16 protein-coding genes are annotated in these 18,576 nt (G+C 46.4%); 13 read left to right on the forward strand and 3 right to left on the reverse strand.

Going from position 1 to position 18,576, the window contains the following annotated elements; all coding sequences use genetic code 11:
* Positions 1-137: 137 nt before the first annotated feature.
* Positions 138-452, forward strand: coding sequence for a hypothetical protein (locus tag PTQ21_RS19090; RefSeq protein WP_063563548.1), 315 nt, complete (start codon positions 138-140; stop codon positions 450-452).
* Between the two features lie 227 nt (positions 453-679).
* Positions 680-1,897 carry an MFS transporter gene (locus PTQ21_RS19095; protein WP_072732667.1) on the forward strand — a complete coding sequence of 406 codons (1,218 nt, stop codon included), beginning with the start codon at positions 680-682 and terminating at the stop codon, positions 1,895-1,897.
* Between the two features lie 106 nt (positions 1,898-2,003).
* Here the strand turns inward: PTQ21_RS19095 and PTQ21_RS19100 are convergent, their stop codons facing one another.
* Positions 2,004-3,506: a carboxypeptidase M32 gene (locus PTQ21_RS19100; protein ID WP_274566740.1), complete on the reverse strand. Its 1,503-nt coding sequence runs from the start codon at positions 3,504-3,506 to the stop codon at positions 2,004-2,006.
* Positions 3,507-3,761: 255 nt separating this feature from the next.
* On the opposite strand from PTQ21_RS19100, the gene PTQ21_RS19105 reads away from it, so the two are divergent.
* From PTQ21_RS19105 to PTQ21_RS19140, 8 genes are all read left to right on the forward strand, one after another.
* Entirely contained in the window at positions 3,762-5,369 is a 1,608-nt protein-coding gene (locus PTQ21_RS19105) for an ABC transporter substrate-binding protein (protein WP_274566741.1), read from the forward strand.
* A 91-nt stretch (positions 5,370-5,460) separates the two neighbouring features.
* Positions 5,461-6,411 carry an ABC transporter permease gene (locus PTQ21_RS19110; RefSeq protein WP_079694385.1) on the forward strand — a complete coding sequence of 317 codons (951 nt, stop codon included), beginning with the start codon at positions 5,461-5,463 and terminating at the stop codon, positions 6,409-6,411.
* 19 nt (positions 6,412-6,430) lie between these two features.
* A complete protein-coding gene (locus PTQ21_RS19115) occupies positions 6,431-7,351 on the forward strand; it encodes an ABC transporter permease (RefSeq protein WP_274570530.1) in 921 nt (306 codons plus the stop codon).
* Positions 7,329-8,345 (forward strand): ABC transporter ATP-binding protein, encoded by a 1,017-nt coding sequence (locus PTQ21_RS19120; RefSeq protein WP_274566742.1) that lies wholly within the window; start codon positions 7,329-7,331, stop codon positions 8,343-8,345. The genes PTQ21_RS19115 and PTQ21_RS19120 overlap by 23 nt, the downstream gene beginning before the upstream one ends.
* The gene (locus tag PTQ21_RS19125) at positions 8,323-9,312 is read left to right on the forward strand and encodes an ABC transporter ATP-binding protein (RefSeq protein ID WP_063563553.1); all 990 of its coding nucleotides are present in this window, start codon (positions 8,323-8,325) and stop codon (positions 9,310-9,312) included. The genes PTQ21_RS19120 and PTQ21_RS19125 overlap by 23 nt, the downstream gene beginning before the upstream one ends.
* 15 nt (positions 9,313-9,327) lie before the next feature.
* Positions 9,328-10,581 carry a M20 metallopeptidase family protein gene (locus PTQ21_RS19130; RefSeq protein ID WP_079694384.1) on the forward strand — a complete coding sequence of 418 codons (1,254 nt, stop codon included), beginning with the start codon at positions 9,328-9,330 and terminating at the stop codon, positions 10,579-10,581.
* The gene (locus tag PTQ21_RS19135; protein ID WP_274566743.1) at positions 10,574-12,280 is read left to right on the forward strand and encodes a M28 family peptidase; all 1,707 of its coding nucleotides are present in this window, start codon (positions 10,574-10,576) and stop codon (positions 12,278-12,280) included. Before PTQ21_RS19130 ends, PTQ21_RS19135 begins: the two co-directional genes overlap by 8 nt.
* A gap of 58 nt (positions 12,281-12,338) precedes the next feature.
* The gene (locus PTQ21_RS19140; RefSeq protein ID WP_274566744.1) at positions 12,339-13,103 is read left to right on the forward strand and encodes an SDR family NAD(P)-dependent oxidoreductase; all 765 of its coding nucleotides are present in this window, start codon (positions 12,339-12,341) and stop codon (positions 13,101-13,103) included.
* A 43-nt stretch (positions 13,104-13,146) separates the two neighbouring features.
* On the opposite strand, the gene PTQ21_RS19145 is transcribed toward PTQ21_RS19140, so the two are convergent.
* Positions 13,147-14,097: a LysR family transcriptional regulator gene (locus PTQ21_RS19145; protein WP_274566746.1), complete on the reverse strand. Its 951-nt coding sequence runs from the start codon at positions 14,095-14,097 to the stop codon at positions 13,147-13,149.
* A 219-nt stretch (positions 14,098-14,316) separates the two neighbouring features.
* Between PTQ21_RS19145 and PTQ21_RS19150 the strand changes: the two genes are divergently transcribed.
* From PTQ21_RS19150 to PTQ21_RS19160, 3 genes are all read left to right on the forward strand, one after another.
* On the forward strand, positions 14,317-14,904 hold the full coding sequence (locus PTQ21_RS19150; RefSeq protein ID WP_063563558.1) for a TetR/AcrR family transcriptional regulator: 588 nt from the start codon (positions 14,317-14,319) through the stop codon (positions 14,902-14,904).
* Positions 14,905-14,967: 63 nt separating this feature from the next.
* Positions 14,968-16,449 carry a DHA2 family efflux MFS transporter permease subunit gene (locus PTQ21_RS19155; protein ID WP_090807450.1) on the forward strand — a complete coding sequence of 494 codons (1,482 nt, stop codon included), beginning with the start codon at positions 14,968-14,970 and terminating at the stop codon, positions 16,447-16,449.
* A 277-nt stretch (positions 16,450-16,726) separates the two neighbouring features.
* On the forward strand, positions 16,727-17,380 hold the full coding sequence (locus PTQ21_RS19160; RefSeq protein WP_274566747.1) for a protein kinase family protein: 654 nt from the start codon (positions 16,727-16,729) through the stop codon (positions 17,378-17,380).
* 97 nt (positions 17,381-17,477) lie between these two features.
* On the opposite strand, the gene PTQ21_RS19165 is transcribed toward PTQ21_RS19160, so the two are convergent.
* Positions 17,478-18,458: an alpha/beta fold hydrolase gene (locus PTQ21_RS19165; protein ID WP_240321308.1), complete on the reverse strand. Its 981-nt coding sequence runs from the start codon at positions 18,456-18,458 to the stop codon at positions 17,478-17,480.
* Between the last annotated feature and the right edge of the window lie 118 nt (positions 18,459-18,576).

The raw sequence follows: 18,576 nt of genomic DNA on the forward strand, positions 1-18,576 counted from the left end.
TAAGTTATATACTTAAAAATCAAATAATAGTTCACACATTTTACATCAAATATTTTCACTATATGACAAATATTACATTTTAATAGAAGCCTGTCTTATATGATAGAACTGTACTCCAAAACGAAAGGATGATGAAGATGAAAAAGAAACTTATGGTCGGTCTTTTAACTGTCGTTGCATGTTTCACGCTAGGCTCTACATCTTTTGCAGCTAGTGTACCTTCAACTTCAACAAGTAGTTTACCAGAAAGTACACAAGTAGTTCCTTACGCACAAAAGTATATAACCTGGCAGACCATTCTACCCAAATCTCAATTCCCAACGCTTGGTGATATCCCGGTGACAGCAAGTTATAATGTTGATCCGTACAGGGGAATACTTACATTAAAATCAGTCGATGGTCAGACAGGCTATACGTGGACTGTTACCTATGAGGGCTATGTCACCTATTAATCAATTAATCATTGAATAATGCTACCTATCCGAAAAACAGCCGCTGATCTGGAGTTTCTCATCCAGATCGGCGGCTGTTTTAATTTGGCTGATACGATCTATTGACAAAGAAAAATTTTTGACGCAATATAATAAATGAACTTTATAAAGTATATAAATAAAGAAGTTTAATCAGCATTATTGTGTTTCATTTACTTTTAATTTATATGCAGGGAAGGGATCTACTTATGGCAACTTGGTTTCTTATCATTATCTACCTTGCGTTTATCAGTCTGGGGATTCCGGACTCCCTACTAGGTTCAGCCTGGCCCGTCATGTGGCCTGAACTTGGCGCTTCGTTTGGGTCAGCAGGAATTCTGTCAATGGTTGTTGCAGCGGGAACCATCGTTTCAAGCTTGGCCAGTGGCACGGTTATTCAAAAATGGGGAACAGGCAAGGTTACGTTAATTAGCTGTTGTCTGACTGCCGGAGCACTCCTTGGATTTTCCTTCGCACCTTCATTGGTATGGCTCGTCATTCTTGCCATTCCTCTGGGTCTTGGAGCTGGAGCCGTTGATGCTGCGCTGAATAATTATGTAGCAGAGCACTACAAGGCACACCATATGAACTGGCTGCACTGTTTCTGGGGTGTGGGCGCGACGACAGGGCCTATCATTATGTCGTATTACATTGCGGAACATCATTCCTGGAGAAGCGGGTATACAGCTGTAGCCGTCGTCCAGTGCTGTCTCGTCCTGATTTTGTTTGCCACGTTGCCGTTGTGGAAGCGTGTTGCTGCAAGTCGGGAGAGTGCAAGTATGAACAACGAATCAGATCTTGTGCAAGCGGACAACACGTTAGTACAGAGTGAGAACAGACCCGAACGGAATGTATTGAAGATTAAGGGAGTCAAAAACTCACTGATTGCATTTCTGTTTTATTGTGGCGTGGAGACGACGGTCGGTTTATGGGGAGCCAGCTATCTGGTAGGAGCAAGAAACATCTCGGCGGAAACGGCTGCAGGATGGATCTCCTTATACTACGGTGGTATTACGATAGGCAGATTGATAACAGGCTTTATCACGTTAAAAATAAAAAATCGAGTGTTAATTCTGGCGGGTCAAGTGACCGCCATTGTGGGTGGAATCATTTTATTGCTTCCATTATCGATTTCGTTTGCACTGGCTGGATTTATGCTAATTGGATTGGGGCTTGCACCCATCTATCCCGGACTTCTGCATGAAACTCCAACTCGATTCGGCAAAGCGAATTCTGCCCGATTGATGGGATACCAAATGGCACTGGCGTACACAGGAACGACTTTGCTTCCTCCGCTTTTTGGCGTTCTCGCTGCGAAAACCAATATCGGATTTTTCCCGATGGTTGTACTTGTTTTCCTTATCCTGATGCTGGCCAGCTCGGAGCAAGTGAATCGTATTTTGAAGAAAAGGATTTTGAATGGGTAGAGCTGGTAGGAGGTAACAATCCATACAACATTCCATTTAAAAAATGATACACAAAAAAAGCGAGGAACTTCTCTCGCTTTTTTTGTTGTGCAGAATCACACAATCATTACAGTTCATAGAGCTGCTCGTATTTATCTGTTAAGTAATGAATCAATGGAGCGGTATCAATTCTTTTACCGGTGATGGACTTGATTAGCTCGTCCGCCGATCTTGATTTACCATATTGATGAATATGAGTAGTTAGCCATCCGGTAATCGTCTCAATATGATCTGATTCAATCAAATGATCATAATCGGGAAGTTCGCGGCGGATGACTTTGTGTATTTGTGCTGCATAGACAAACCCGAGTGTATAGGAAGGGAATAATCCAAATCCTGCGCTCCAGTGTCCATCCTGTAAAATGCCTTCCAGATGAGTCGGGGGACGAATCCCCAGATATTCCTCATATTTATCATTCCATGCTTCAGGCAATCCTTCGTAATCCACTTCTCCAGCAATAATGGCTTGCTCCAACTCATATCGAATAATGAGATGCAGGTTGTAGGTAAGTTCATCGGCCTCAAAACGGTTAAACGTTGGTTTTACTGCGTTTAAAGCAAAATAAAAGTCATCCAAACTCACATGGCCAAACGTTTCAGGTTTGATTTTTTGCAAAATAAAATAGTTGTTTTCCCAGAAGCCTTTATGTCTGCCAATGAATTTCTCGAAAAAGATCGATTGGGATTCATGAATGCCGTACGAAGTGAAGATCCCAAGTCCAGTATGTATCAGGTTGGGGTCAATATTCTGTGTATAGAGCGAGTGGCCTCCTTCATGTAAAGCACTCCACAAGGAAACGCGAACGTCATTTTCAACAAATTTGGCTGCGAGACGTGCATCGTACGGATTGATGGCAGAACTGAATGGGTGCACGGTTGCACCGAATTGCCCGGCATCAAAGTCGTAGCGAATGGCTTGTAACAGCTCGATCCCAAGCTGCCGCTGCTGTTCAAGTGGGAAGGGATGGTTGAATATGGATGTGTCCGGTTGTTTAGCGGAAGAGGTGACACGACGGATCAGCGGTATTAGAGCGGATTTCAGCTCACTGAAAATGCGATCCAACGTTACCTTATCCAGGTCAGGATCAAACTGCTGCACGAGTGGGTCATATGCATGCTGCTCGTATCCCCAGTATCCGGCAAACTTCAAGCTTGCATCAAAGATCTGTTTCAAATGCGGAGCGAAAATGGAAAAATCATTGGCAGCCCTGGCTTCCAGCCAAGCGGCGTTTGCAAAACCTTGCTGCTGTACAAATGCCTGATATTCCTCTATCGGAATGGCACTCCAGCGTTTATACGTTTTCCAATGCTCTGCAATAATTCGCTTGGATAGCTCATCAAGGTCCTCTTGTTGTGCTGCTTCCTCTAGTCGCAAACCGAAATCAGCATCGGTCTGTAACTTGAATAGTTCTCCAGCCAATGTTGCTTTGGCTCGTGCGGCGTAGGATGCGCCCTTTCGAGGTGCCCCTGTGCGAGCATCCCAGGCAAGCAGGGTTTGTACCTGTTTATAATGTTCAACCTTCTCGATATGTGCCGCAAGTGCAGCATCCAAGCGTTGTATCGTTGTCATGTTCGTGACTCCTTCCAGATAAAGGATGAAATTTAAGTTGTATATTACCATCGGAATAGTTGGAAGTACAGAGAATCACGCTTTTTCGTAGATTACAAAAAATGAATCAACACATTACGATTGCTTATTTTACAAAAGACCTCTGTTCCCTTAGCCTGAAAATACCAATTTTTACTAATCCGACATGAACACTTGTATATCATTTAGGACAGTGAAATTGGATTTAACATTATGTATGAGAGCGAGAGGGGTTACATGATGAGAAAACATACCAAGCCTGCTTTAATGATGATTCTGGCATTCCTGCTTCTTGCAGGTTGCGCTTCAGGTGGTGAAGGCCAGCAGAATACTCAGGCCTCTTCAACAACCGGTGAAACTCCGGTACAGCAGACATTGGCTGAAGGAAAGACAGGCGGGACGCTGAACATTGGCTATCCAACACAACCGGTCACACTGGATGCACATGTGTCTTCCAATACAGCGGTTAAGGATATTTCACGCGAGATCTACGAGCAGTTGGTAACGTTGGATAAAGATGCACAGGTTATTCCGCTGCTGGCTGAATCCTATGAGATCAGCGACGACAAGTTATCCTATACATTCCATCTGCGCCAAGGTGTGAAGTTTCATAATGGCAAGGAACTGCAAGCGGAGGACGTTGTCGCTTCCCTGAATCGCTGGATCAAACTGTCGAGTCATGGTAAAGCGAACTTTGTGGGTGCCGAGGCCAAAGAAACGGACCCGTATACTGTCGTACTTCAATTGAAAACACCTTTTCTGCTAACACTGCAACTTCTTGCTGATCCGATTCCCTCAGCGGCGATTTATCCGAAAGAAGTGGTTGATGAAGCAGATGATAAAGGTATCAAATCATTCATCGGTACAGGTCCGTTTCAATTGGAGGAGTGGAAGCAGGATCAATATATTCATTTGAAAAAATATGACGATTACTCCGCCCGGACCGAGCCGAGTGATGGAGCAGGCGGCAAAAAGGAAGCGTTGGTCGATGACCTGTACTTCCGATTCGTAACAGACGAGTCAACCCGCCTTGCCGGGATTACTTCCGGGGAATATGACATTGCACTGAATATCTCTGTGGATAATGAACAGCAGATCGCGGACAATCCCGAGTTGCAAACCTTTCTCAGTCCGGGAGGCATGATTGGATATTTCTATAACAGTAATGACGGCTTGTTCAAGAACGTCAAACTTCGTCAGGCTGTCAATGCCGTTCAGAATGTCGATGACATACTAACATCGGCATTCCGTGATCCACAATTTTATGTGAAGACATCCTCTCTGGTTCTACCCGAATATCCGAATTGGTATTCAGAAGCAGGTAAGGAATCGTACAGCCAGGCTAACGCGGATAAAGCAAAGCAATTGCTACAAGAAGCAGGCTATAACGGCGAAGAAATCAAAATTTTCACGACGAGAGATTATGTGGATCAATATAACGTAGCGGTTGTTTTGCAGCAGGAGCTGGAGTCGATTGGCGTCAAGGTTAAGCTGGATGTCTATGATTGGCCTACATTGCAAGAAAAACTCGGGACAGGCACAGGGTGGGATATCTACCCGATGAGTTATGCATTCCGGCCTACGTTCTACCAGTATGCGTTTTGGGGAGGCGGTGCAGGGCTGCTAAAAAGCGAGAAACTGAGCGAGCTACTTCAAGGAATCCGGACGTCCGATTCAGTAGAGGCCGCAAGGCCGCTCATTGATGAATTGCAGCAATTTGTATGGACCGAAGTTCCATTCTCTCAGATCGGCCATACCAAACAGGTTACAGCGCTATCGAAAAATATCAGTGGTTTCCAGAACATATTGGGCCCGATCTTCTGGAATACAACCAATAACAAGTAGTTAAAAGGAAGGCAGCGGATGAAAAGGCGTAGCATCGCTTCCACAGGAATACGCCTTTCCGTTTGCCATTGGAAAGTGAGGTGGCCCTCATATGGGTGGATATATTGTTCGTCGGTTATTGTCCTTGATACCTGTCCTTTTTGTGGTGGCAATCGTTGTGTTCTCTATCATTCATGTCACACCTGGTGATCCCGCTGCGATTCTACTGGGTGAAGAGGCGAGCAAAGCGGATATCGATGAACTAAGAAGCAAGCTGGGGTTGGACAGACCGATCTATGAGCAATTCGGTATTTGGTTGCTGGGGCTGTTATCCGGCAATTTGGGGGAGTCCATCTTTCTGGACAAGCCTGTGACAGAGGCTTTTTTTGAACGACTGGCGCCTACATTGTCCCTTGCGATCATTGCCCAGGTGATTGGTGTGTTTCTTGCCTTGTTCCTCGGCATTACAGCGGTCAAGCGAAGAGGGACCATCGTGGACCAATCGGTGATGGGTTTCTCCATGCTGGGCATCTCCATTCCGAGTTTTCTGTTGGGTTCACTGCTGGTCATGTTCTTTAGCGTGAAGCTGCGCTGGCTTCCCGTTGCAGGGTATCAACCGTTAAGTGAGGGGCTATGGCAGCATATCAAGTATCTGTTGCTCCCTGGCATCGTGCTCGGCATCATTCAGGCAGCGCTCATTACCCGAATGACAAGATCCTCCATCCTGGATGTGATGTCCGGCAATTTTATCAAAACCGCCAAAGCCAAGGGTGTCAGAGAAAAAACGATCGTATATACACATGCGTTACGCGTTGCATTCATCCCTATTCTCACAGTTATTGGTGAATCGTTCGGTGGGCTCGTTACTGGTGCAGCGGTTATAGAAACGCTATTCAATATTCCGGGAGTGGGGCAGCTCATCGTCAATTCGATTAGTCGAAGAGATTACTCGGTTATTCAGGGCTCTGTGCTGCTAGTCACGGTAGCTTATGTGTTTGTAAATCTAATCGTTGATTTGTTGTATGGTTTGGTCGATCCACGAGTTCGATTAAGCAAGAAATGAAGGGGGTGGAGACAACTTGATAACCAATCCGGATACCACCATCGCTACGTCAGGACTTCACAAAAGGAAGAACAGGTGCATCGTATTCAGACGCTTTATGCATAATCAGTTGTTAACCACAGGGGCGGGAATTCTGCTTGTAGTTGTGCTTCTGGTAATCATGGGGCCGATGCTTACACCATACGGGCAGTTACAGATTGATCCGGTAAATCGACTCAAAGGCCCCAACGGGCAGCACATATTTGGCACAGATAACTTTGGACGTGATGTATTCACTCGCGCCGTTTACGGTTTGCGTATTTCAGTTGCGGTTGGTTTCGCTGTTACGGTTGTGTCTTCTTTGATCGGTATGATTGTTGGGCTTTTATCTGCAAGTTATTCGGTGCTGGATCACATCTTTATGCGCATCTGTGATGGTTTGTTTGCTTTTCCGTCCATTTTGCTTGCCATCTCCATCATGGCGGCTCTTGGCCCGAATCCGGGCAATGTCATTATCGCCCTAAGTATTATCTTCATTCCATCGATGGCCCGGATTATTCGTTCCAAGGCGCTGGTCATTCGGGAGTTAACTTATATTGAAGCGTTGCATGCGCAGGGAGCAAGCAGCTGGCGCATCATCTGGATTCATATGGCGCCCAATACGCTGTCTCCGCTCATTATCCAATCCAGCTTTATTTTTGCCGTATCGATCCTGACGGAAGCTTCTCTAAGTTTTCTTGGAGCAGGTATTCCTTCCCCGTCCCCAAGTCTCGGGAATATGCTTTTTGACGGGAAAACGGTGATTTACAACGCTTGGTGGATGACTGTTTTCCCGGGTATTTTCCTGGTGCTCGTTGTACTGGGTCTGAACCTGTTCGGCGATGGCCTTAGAGATCTGCTCGACCCACATGCGAATAAGGTGAAAAGGGGGAGACGTCGTGGGAAAACAACCGCTGCTTGAGGTGAAGGACCTGAAAGTGTCCATTTCAACCGAAAAAGGAACCATTCACCCGGTGGAAGGCGTTTCCTTCCACGTCCTTGCCGGGGAGACGTTGGGCATCGTAGGTGAGTCCGGCTGCGGGAAAAGCGTAACCGCCGAATCCATTCTCAGACTGTTTGACGAAGATTACGTGGATTACTCGGGTGAAGTCCTCTACGAAGGTACCGATCTCTTAAGCTTGTCCAAAAGACAAATGGAACGCATACGTGGCAATGAACTCTCCATGATCTTTCAAGACCCCATGTCTTCCCTGAATCCGGTTCAGACGATTGGCAAACAAATTGCCGAGAGCTTGAGGCTGCATCAAGGCATGAATGGCAGACAGGCGCGTCTTGCTGCCGTGGATCTGCTGCGTATGACTGGTATCCCCTCACCGGAAAAGAGGGTAGATGAGCGTCCGCATGAAATCTCGGGAGGGATGCGACAGCGGGTCATGATTGCCATGGCACTTGCCTGTAATCCGAAACTGCTTATCGCGGATGAACCAACGACGGCGCTGGATGTGACGATTCAGGCGCAAATCCTGGAGCTAATCGAAAGTCTGCAAGCGAAGACGGGACTTGGTGTCATCCTGATTACACATGACCTGGGTGTAGTCGCAGAGACGTGTACAAGAGTGGCTGTCATGTATCTTGGACAGGTCGTGGAGGAGGCAAGCGTGGACGATTTATTTTTCAATCCCCAGCATCCGTATACGTCAGGTTTAATGAAATCCATTCCTCGTATTGATGGCGAACAGCACAGCAAGCTTCACGTCATTGAGGGAACGGTACCCGCGCTACATCAGGTTCCAACAGGCTGCCGATTCGCTCCAAGATGCGCTTATGCGGATGAACAATGCTTACGGGCAGCGCCTTCCTTAAAACAGGTGGACGAAAACCATTCGGTACGCTGCTGGTATCCCGGAATAGCAACGATTCAGGAGGAGACACATGAACTCGAAATCATTGGTTGAGTCGAAGCCGCTGCTACAGGTTAGCAATCTGAACAAACATTTCCCTGTTCGATCTTCTTTTGGCAGAACCAAGGGGCAAGTCAAGGCCGTCAACGGGGTATCCTTTGACATCCACACAGGACAAACCTTTGGCCTGGTGGGCGAATCCGGCTGCGGTAAAAGCACACTCGGTCGGTCGATTCTCAGACTTGTTGAGCCAACATCAGGGGAAGCATTTTATGAGGGCACGGATATTCTGGGGTTAAGCAAAAAAGAACTGCGAAGCTACAGGCAGCATATGCAGATGGTATTTCAGGACCCGTACACCTCGCTGGACCCTCGTAAACGCATTGGATATTCCATTGAAGAACCGTTATTAATCCACAAGAAGGGCAACAAACGGGACAGAATGGAAACAGCCATGTCATTGCTGCGCAAAGTTGGATTCAGTGAAGAACATTATGAGCGGTTTCCCCATGAATTCTCAGGTGGTCAGCGTCAAAGGCTGGGCATCGCCAAAGCGTTGGCCCTTGGACCGAAGCTCATTATATGTGATGAACCCGTATCAGCGCTGGACGTATCGATTCAATCCCAAGTCATTAATTTGCTGGAAGAGGTCCAAGAAGAGCTCGGCATTTCTTATTTATTCATTGCACATGACCTTAGCGTTGTACGCCATATTGCCGACCGTATTGGTGTGATGTATTTGGGCGAGATGGTGGAGCAGGGGCCCGCGGAAGCCTTGTTCGCCGATCCTCTGCATCCTTATACCAAATCATTATTGTCTGCGGTACCGATCCCGAATCCCCGTGCCAAAAGGGAAAGAGTTGTATTAAGCGGTGAGATTCCATCGCCACTTCATCCACCTGCGGGCTGTGTTTTTCATACCCGATGCCCATACGTTATGGAGACATGCCGACAGGTCGTTCCACAGAAAAGATTCGTCGCTCCAGACCGTGAAGTGCAGTGTCATTTATACGATGAATAGAGGAGGAATGAAACAATGAGTTTTCGTAGTTCAGCCGAAAAGTGGAAGGACGAGGCTATACGGCTTCGCCGCCATATTCACCAGAATCCTGAGCTTGGTCACCAGGAGTTTGAAACAGCCAAGCTGGTTGCTCAATTTTTGGAGGATGCTGGTCTCGAAGTAGAGACGGGTGTAGGCGGCACAGGGGTTGTTGGGCTTTTGAAAGGTGGACGCGAGGGAAGAACCATTGGAATTCGTGCCGATATGGATGCACTGCCTATCGTAGAGCAGACAGGATTGCCGTTTGCCAGCGTTCGCGAAGGGGTGATGCATGCTTGTGGGCACGATGTGCATACTGCCATTCTTCTTGGAACAGCAGCGGCATTAAGTGAGCACAGGGATGAGCTTCAGGGAACAGTGAAGTTTATATTCCAGCCTGCAGAGGAAGTTCAGGGAGGCGCAACGGATCTGATTGCTGCAGGTGTTTTGCATAATCCGGAAGTGAATGCGATCATTGCGCTCCACGTGTGGCCGGATTTGCCTGCTGGCAAGATTGGTTTGAGAAAAGGGGCCATGCTGGCAGCGGCAGATGCTTTTGATATTCGAGTGACGGGAAAAGGTGGACATGCTGCCTATCCACATCGAACCATCGATCCGGTCATCATTGCTGCCCAGATTATAACTGCGTTGCAAACGGTAGTATCCCGAAACCTGTCTCCACTTGATTCTTCCGTCATCTCGATTACGAAACTGCAAAGCAATAGCAATGCGTATAACGTTATCGCTGGGGAGGTTCAACTCAGAGGTACCATTCGTACGCACAATCCTGAGACGCGTGAAGCTGTGCCCGTATATATGAAGCGCCTCATTGAGGCCATTGCCGAAGGGTTCGGTGGTAAAGCGGAATTTGATTACTACCGCGGCGGTTCTCCTGTAATAAACGATGATTATATCGTCGATGTGATTGAACAGGCAGCGGAAGATACTATTGGCCGGGAGGCCGTGGTGTATCTGAAGGAGCCATCCATGGGCGCCGAAGATTTTGGTGCGTATCTCGAATTTGTGCCGGGTGCCATATTCCGACTCGGCACAATAACAGAAGAAGATGCCCGTTCAGAGCTTCCCCTTCACAGTGATTCCATTATTTTTGATGAGCAAGCGATTGTTACAGGAATATCGGTTCTTGGAGAAACAGCCATCCGTTATTTGAACCAGAGCAGTGATGATGAATCAAGGGTTGCCCTGGGTGTTGCTGCAGGCAATGAGGAGAGAGGGAATCGACATGACTGAGTTGAAGCAACAGTCGGAGGTGCACTCCATACTGCATGAGATCGACCGTGATCTCCTGCTTGAATATAACAGACAGATTGCGAAGGAGATTCGTTTGTCGGGTTCCGAAGAGGAACTACGGGCTTTCCATTATATTAAGGAACAGCTTGAGGATTTTGGGTTGACCACCGAGCTTACGTTTAACAAAGCCTACATCAGTATCCCTGTCAGAGCAGAACTTAAGGTCGGCGGCATTTCTTTTGCAGCTATTACGCACTCCATGTCAGCCAAGACGGAACAGTTGAGCACACTTCTGAGATTCATTGAGCTAATGGATATAGACCAGACCGACTGGGCCAATCAAGTGACAGGTCATGCGGTGGTCGTTCATGGGCTTGCGAATGGGCCCACGATTTATCGTTTGCAGCAGTTGGGTGCAGTAGCGGTCATATTTATCAATAGCGGTCCGTACACGCATGAAATGATCGTTTCCTCCGTGTGGGGAAATCCGACACCAGAGGATGATGGCTATCCGTCTATTCCGGTTCTGTCGGTCAACCATTCAGATGGAGAGCAGATCAAGTCTTTAATCGCCGTGGAAGAAAGAGAGAATGTAGAGATTACGTTGACCGCGGAAGTGCGCACAGACTGGGTGAACATTCCGACCTTGATTGCTGAGATAAAGGGGACGGAAGAACCAGAATCCTTTGTGTTGTTTAGCGGACATGTGGATTCATGGCATTATGGGGCGATGGATAACGGCTCCGCCAATGCCGTCATGGTGGAGACGGCACGGGTATTATCATTGCATCGTAACACGCTGCGGCGCTCCGTTCGGTTCGCATTTTGGTCAGGCCATTCCCACGGCAGATATGCCGGCTCTGCATTATACAGCGATCTTCATTGGGAAGATTTGCACGAAAACGGGGTGTTGCATATCAATATTGATTCCGTGGGCGCCAAGGGAGCGAGTCACCTCGGTGCAGCCAATACAATGTCAGAGACACGGACACTATGTGCTGATGCCATACGCACCGTAACGGATGAACCTTTTCGCGGTTCTCCGTTTGGAAGGTCGGGAGATCAGTCTTTCTGGGGTGCTGGACTTCCGTCTGCTTTTATGGGGCTGTCCTATCAGCCTGAGGGCTGGTTTGGCTGGTGGTGGCATACGACAGAGGATACGCTGGATAAAATTGATGGAGATTATCTGGCCCGTGATTGCAAAGTGTACGTAGCTGCCGTCTATAATGCTGCCTCTGCTCCCATTATTCCAATTGATCAGAGACACGCGATCCGAACCCTTTCCGAACGAATGGGCTATTATAGAGAGCTTATCGGAGACAAGCTTGATCTTTCGCGCTTAACAAGCAGGGTCCAGCAGCTACAGAAAGCCACGGATCATTTCTATAACCGGATAGGTTCCTCGTCCCTCCCGGATGCTTCTGTTACAGAAGCGAACCGAACGATATTGTCACTTAGCAGATGGCTGGTTCCCATTAATTATGTTCGAGGCAGCCGGTATGATCATGACGCCGCAGGCAGTCATTCACTTGTGCCTGCGCTGTCAGACATCGAGCTTCTGGCGGTAGCCGAAGAAGGAAGTGAAGCCTTTTTCAGACTCCAAACATCACTTATACGTCAGGTGAATCGAATTGGCTATGAGATAAAGCAGGCAGAGCGACTTGTCGTGGAGGCCGAAAAGAATCTCGTTTGGAATTAACCCAAGGTGAAGCAGCCTGTTTACAGCAAGAACATCATGGTATAGAGGAGCGACAGTCATGCCGGAACGAACATTTGCAGGGAAAAAGGTAGTCATTACCGGAGCGGCAGGTGTATTTGGCCAATGGATTGCACAAGCATACGCCGCCGAAGGCGCAAGCCTTTATTTGTCCGATATCCGCGAGGATGCCCTAAGGAATACAGTAGATAAGCTGAAGCAGGAGGGAGTGGATGTTCACTGGCATGTAACGAATCTTGTGGATGAAAAGTCCATTAATGAATTGGTTCAAGTGGTCGAACAGCAATGGAAAGCGCCGGATATCGTCATCAATAATGCGGGAATATATCCATACCGCACACTCATGAACATGACGCTTCAACATTGGAATGAGACGATGGATCTAAATCTGGCAGCACCATTTCTGCTTATTCAGCATTTTGCCAAACAGATGATTGCGAGCGAGGTCGAAGGTTCCTTCATTAATATAAGTTCTGGGGCAGCTTCCACCGCAGGTGTCGGCATGGGGAATTATTCGGTTTCGAAAGTAGGAATCGAGATGCTGACCAAAACCTTTGCCCTGGAGTTGTCCCCCTATCGCATTCGGGTAAATGCGGTTGTGCCGGGTTATGCACCCGGCAGCGAGGTTAGTGTGATGACGAAGGAGCATACAGAACATATGATCAACATTACACCGCTAGGCCGGACATCAGGTCCGGATGACGCTCCCCAAGCGATATTGTATCTGACCTCTGACCAGGCTTCATTTATTACAGGCAGCATATTAACAGTAGATGGTGGACGCACGGCAGGCAGACTCAAGTAACAGTTTGCATCCTGAAAATAGAATGGCAGCTGGTGAGTCAATGCTATGGCATAGCCAGCTGGGAAGGGAGTTCAAATTCAGGAACATATAAATTGCTCTGAAGCAGCGCAGCTCGAATGTCGAGCATCAGCTTTTCGCTCGCGGAACCAAGCGGTATATTTCGCTTACGCAAAATGCCTGCAATGGGCCCAACCTTGAGATCGGCAATTTTTTGGATAACAGTACCGGGAATGGCTGGGCAGATTGTTGCAATCGGAGCAATAGTTATGCCTAATTTGGCTTGTACATAATATTTGTGAGACCGGATATTACTTATTTCGATTCCCTGATAATCGCTGTTGATTTTCTCGGCCAATAGCTGCTCAATACGGATGCGAATCGGGCAATTGGGGGGTGTGAACAGAAATTGTTGTCCTTTCAGATCTGCCAAATGGATTTCATCACCCTGAGCAAATGGATGTGAATCATACAACAGCAATGCCATCGGTTCAAAAAGCAGCGGTTGAAACTCGGTTTCCATACTCGTCTCAGGAGAAGGGCAGACGGCAAAGTCAAGCTGCTCATCAATTAGCAGTTCATTAAGAAGCTTGCTGTCCCCGATGCGCACGCTGAGCTTAATCTTCGGATTCTGTTTTACAAAAGAAGACAGAATAGCAGGAAGCCGATGGCTGGCTGTTGGCTCGGATACTCCAATTCGTACAAACCCCGCTTGTCCCTGTTGAATGTCGGTGATCGTATTTGTCAAATACTCGTATTCCTTCAGAAGCTGATCGGCTCTGGCGTAAAATATTTTCCCCGCTTCCGTCAATTTAATCTTTTTGCCTCTATCCAGTAATTTCATACCCAGATCAGCCTCAAGTTTCTGCATATGCAGTGTAATGGCGGGTTGTGAATACTGCAAAGCTTCTGCTGCCTGTTGAAAGCTCCCGAGCTTTACAATCGTTTGAAAGGTCTTGATCATTCGCATTTCCATGGCAAACACCTTTCTATTCATTATTGTAATGATCAGTATATCATGGTTAATGCATACTATTTCAATAGGATATTATGTTTTTAAAATGTTATCAAGGATAATTCGCTCCTGTTCTTTCCGTGCACTGAATTGATAGCGCTATCACGAATATTGGCCGAAATATAAGGGTTGACAGTGTTTTTTGAAACGGTTTTAATTATATAGACCGATTGTTATAATTCATTTAAGGATGTGGCTTTATTGAGTGAAAAGTCTAATGCTAGAGAACTAATCGTCAGCACAGCAGCCAGACTGTTTTTTTCACAAGGATATCATGCGACCGGTCTAAATCAGATTATTAAGGAGAGCAGTACGCCAAAAGGCTCGTTATATCATTATTTCCCACATGGCAAAGAAGAGCTCGCTCATGAGTGCATTCAAAAAGCCAATGAAAACATTCTGCAGAAGTTTGAAGAAGTGTTTGCTGCTCATGATAATACGGGGGATGCCATTCAGCAATTTATTCATGACTTAGCCATTGAAACGGAGGCGGCAGGTTTTACGGGTTTTCTTCCATTTAGTTTCTGGGCAGCCGTGGAGACCTCGTGCATCAGTCAACAATTGCGAATTGCCTGTCAGGACGTGTTTGCAGGATGGCAGCAAATCATTACGAAACATCTGATTTTGGATGGCATAGGTGAAAAGAAAGCACAAGAGATGGGACTACTCGTCATTTCCTTAATGGAGGGCGCATTAATTATCAGCCTGACCAACCAGGACAAACAGCCTTTGCTGACGGCTGCTGATTATTTGTCCGTTGTGGCGAAGAATGCAAAAGAGAAGCAATAAGCTTCGTAAAGAGAAATAGAAATCGTCAGATTGTTTGAGGAGGATGGGATCGTGGAGGCTTCCATGAAGGCTGGTTCTGTACAGGATCAACAAGAAACAAAACAATATAAAGTATTTCCGATTTTATTCGCCATGTTACTTAGCGGCTTTATTGGTCTGTTCGGTGAAACGGCACTAAATGTGGCATTGACACCGCTTATGGGCTTGCTCGAAGTTGGACCTACTACCATTCAGTGGTTAACTACAGGTTATTTGCTCGTTTTGGGTATTTTGGTGCCGGTTTCCGGTATGCTGTTACAATGGTTTTCGACGAGACAGTTGTTCACGACTTCTCTGATTTTTTCGATTGCAGGAACGATAGTTGCTGCTATTGCACCGAGCTTTGAAATTCTGTTGGTGGCGCGGGTATTGCAAGCTATAGGTACAGCTCTGTTACTGCCACTAATGTTCAACACTATATTGGTTATCTTCCCGATTGAAAAGCGTGGCGCTGCCATGGGATTGATCGGTTTGGTTATCATGTTTGCACCAGCAAGTGGACCGAGTATCTCGGGTCTGATTCTGGCCAATCTGAGCTGGCACTGGATTTTCTGGATCTCCTTGCCGTTCTTCATTATTTCATTGGTATGCGGCTTGCTGTTCTTACCGAATATCTCGAAGCTGACCAAGCCCAAAATTGATGTTCTTTCCATTGTGCTTTCCACACTTGGTTTTGGTGGTATCGTGTACGGATTCAGCAGTGCAGGAGGACATGGGGAAAGTGGCGGTGGCTGGACCAGTCCTATCGTTGTAGCCACACTGGTTATTGGAGTATTATCTTTGCTGCTGTTCAGCATCCGTCAATTGAGAATGAAACAGCCGATGATGGATCTGCGGGCATTTAAATATCCAATGTTTACAGTCGGCTTGATTCTGATCTTCCTTTGTATGATGATGATGTTGTCATCCATGCTGATCCTGCCGATGTACCTGCAACAAGGTATGGCGGTCACGGCTCTGACTGCCGGTCTGGTTCTGCTGCCGGGCAGCTTGCTGAATGGATTCTTGTCCCCGGTTATGGGGCGTCTGTTTGACAAATTCGGTCCGAAGTGGCTTGTGATTATCGGTCTTGCGATCGTAACTGTTGTACTCTTCTTGTACACTGGAATCACTCCGACAACGACTCTGGGCAAGATTATTACGCTGCATATCTTCATGATGATCGGGATTTCAATGATCATGATGCCTGCACAAACCAACGGCTTGAATCAATTGCCACCTGATTTCTATCCTCACGGAACGGCGATTATGAATACATTGCAGCAGGTATCCGGAGCTATTGGTACAGCTGTTGCGGTAAGTATACTGAGCGCAGGTCAGACCCGCTTCTTGAGCGGTGTGACGGATCCTGAGAGCCCAGAGAATCAGTTGGCAGGTTTCACATCCGGTGTACAAAATGCATTTATTTTCGCACTGGTACTTGCTATCATTGGTCTGATCACTTCACTCTTCGTAAAACGAGTTAAGGTCGGTGCTCAGCAGGGCCAACAAGGTCCTATGCATTAATTGAAAGTCATATAAGAAATGAAACGATGCTCTCTCTTCAATAGAGGGCATCGTTTTTTTGTACCTTGACATGAAACGGGTTCCATCCATTAGAGTGAAAATAAACCTGCCAGTCGAAAAGAATAAATCTCGATGTTGGAAGCAAATAGTTCATGTTCTGGTGAAATTGTATATGTTCATATGGAATTTTAAAGATAATATAGAGAGTAGATTAATGAATGATAACGGATAGAGGAAAACGTTTTAGAGTGTATTTTATAATCAAGGAGACGTCTTTATGAGAATCGTTAAATCAATTCCTGCGAATATTGAACAATTGCTAGATCGTTATGAGAAAAATGGTCATCTGACCATGCAAGCTTCACTAATGGGAAAGCAGTCGGTTGTTTATCGTTTACAAGAGTACTGCCTTAAGGTATATACGCCTCGTGGAAAAGTGGATGGAGAATTGGAATGTGAGGCGCTCTTGTCATTGCAAAACAACCTTCATGTTCCCGAACTGTATGCGTACGCTCCTGGGAAATTTGTGCTGACAGAATGGATCGAAGGATTCAATCTGAGACAATATCGGGCAACGTATGGACACATACCGCACAATCTAATATATGATATGTTTTCAACAGAACTTCAGCAGATTCAGGCAGGTTATCGTGATTGGGATGTCATTCGATATGAGAATTTGCTATGGACTGACATAAGGGAGGTCAAACGAACTGATTTTTGGCTATGTGAACCTGTTAGTTGCCTGCGGATACGGGAGCGATTACAACAAGAGATTATTCGAAAGATTGAGCGGATATACAGCGGTGATGGAGCTGACCTGGGGGAGATCGTGCATTATTTTGATCGACACGGTCTCACGACCACGGAGGTCCAAGAGGCATTAGTAAATTTCAGATCGCTAACACCGAGGATGGCACTGGCACAGTAACGGCACTAACGAAATAAAAACCCTGACGATTACCAGAATCGTTAGGGTTTTATTTTGAAACGAATTGTATTGTTTGTTTAGCGTTTGTTCAGGCAATCTACTTCTTGACCAGTTCCAATATTTCATTGGCAACAAGATCCGGGTGATATTGATGAATATAGTGCTCGGTATCCTTAACGGTCACATGTTTGGAATGTTCCGACCAGGACGTAAATTCAGCTTGGGTTTTATCCCATATCGGCTCACTGGCTCCGAAGTAATCTGCTGTCAGTATGGTAAGCGGAAACGGGAAGGGCTTTTTGTTGTCGACGACAACCTTGGCATTGGCTGTCATTTCACGCAACTCATCCACGGTGTTGGCATTCCCATAGTTAAGCAATAGAGCCGTGGTATCTATTTTCTTCAGATCATCTGGTACAAACTTCAGGCCGTTGCGATTGGCATTGGAAGCTTCCACAACAGCGTCAGATTGTAAAGTCAACCGAAATAAACCGGTTTTGATCCGGAATTGGTTCATGAAGCCACCAATCACACTTGCTATATCGTCAGTGTCATTGGCGTAATATTCCGGACTTCCCCCATCTAACATGACAATACCTTGAACTTCATCCGGATATTTTTGCGCAAACCGGAGTGTTTCCAGCGAACCGAGGGAGTGGCCCACCAGAACGTATGGTGGCTTTTGCCCAGATACCTCTAATAACTCGTGCAATTCATCTGCCACGGTATCGACATCGCGTTTCTTATCGGTCATATCGCTATAACCATAACCAAAGCGATCGTAAACCGCGAATTTCGTATAGGGTGCAAGCTTTTCGTAGAGCGGATAAAAGTCTACATAAGGATCAGCTGTGCCCCACCCGGATGCAAGGACAACTGTTGCATCTCCTTGACCACCCGTATATAAATGCATATTGTCACCATGTATGCTGTAGAGCTTGCCAGGCGGAATAAATGTTTTCTGATCCTGACGGGTACTCACTTGTTGATAGATCAAGCCCGTAACCAGAAGGAGAAGTAAAGCCACTGCTCCGAATATAAACGTCTTAAATAATCTTCTGCGAAATTTTTTCATCATCTCTCACATACTCTCTCTGTATTTTCTCTATCATATATGCCCAATCTTATTGGAGAGAAAACAGAGTCTTAATTCCACCTTAATTTTCGAATTGGTCCATTGGCTCCATTGAAATGAA

The organism is Paenibacillus marchantiae, from assembly GCF_028771845.1.
Classification (GTDB): Bacteria; Bacillota; Bacilli; order Paenibacillales; family Paenibacillaceae; genus Paenibacillus; species Paenibacillus marchantiae.

Excerpts from the sequence above, each read along its gene's own strand:
- PTQ21_RS19090 (WP_063563548.1), top strand. The coding sequence starts at position 138 with ATGAAAAAGAAACTTATGGTCGGTCTTTTAACTGTCGTTGCATGTTTC.
- PTQ21_RS19095 (WP_072732667.1), top strand. The coding sequence starts at position 680 with ATGGCAACTTGGTTTCTTATCATTATCTACCTTGCGTTTATCAGTCTG.
- PTQ21_RS19100 (WP_274566740.1), bottom strand. The coding sequence starts at position 3,506 with ATGACAACGATACAACGCTTGGATGCTGCACTTGCGGCACATATCGAG.
- PTQ21_RS19105 (WP_274566741.1), top strand. The coding sequence starts at position 3,762 with ATGATGAGAAAACATACCAAGCCTGCTTTAATGATGATTCTGGCATTC.
- PTQ21_RS19110 (WP_079694385.1), top strand. The coding sequence starts at position 5,461 with ATGGGTGGATATATTGTTCGTCGGTTATTGTCCTTGATACCTGTCCTT.
- PTQ21_RS19125 (WP_063563553.1), top strand. The coding sequence starts at position 8,323 with ATGAACTCGAAATCATTGGTTGAGTCGAAGCCGCTGCTACAGGTTAGC.
- PTQ21_RS19130 (WP_079694384.1), top strand. The coding sequence starts at position 9,328 with ATGAGTTTTCGTAGTTCAGCCGAAAAGTGGAAGGACGAGGCTATACGG.
- PTQ21_RS19135 (WP_274566743.1), top strand. The coding sequence starts at position 10,574 with ATGACTGAGTTGAAGCAACAGTCGGAGGTGCACTCCATACTGCATGAG.
- PTQ21_RS19140 (WP_274566744.1), top strand. The coding sequence starts at position 12,339 with ATGCCGGAACGAACATTTGCAGGGAAAAAGGTAGTCATTACCGGAGCG.
- PTQ21_RS19145 (WP_274566746.1), bottom strand. The coding sequence starts at position 14,097 with ATGAATAGAAAGGTGTTTGCCATGGAAATGCGAATGATCAAGACCTTT.
- PTQ21_RS19155 (WP_090807450.1), top strand. The coding sequence starts at position 14,968 with ATGAAGGCTGGTTCTGTACAGGATCAACAAGAAACAAAACAATATAAA.
- PTQ21_RS19160 (WP_274566747.1), top strand. The coding sequence starts at position 16,727 with ATGAGAATCGTTAAATCAATTCCTGCGAATATTGAACAATTGCTAGAT.
- PTQ21_RS19165 (WP_240321308.1), bottom strand. The coding sequence starts at position 18,458 with ATGATGAAAAAATTTCGCAGAAGATTATTTAAGACGTTTATATTCGGA.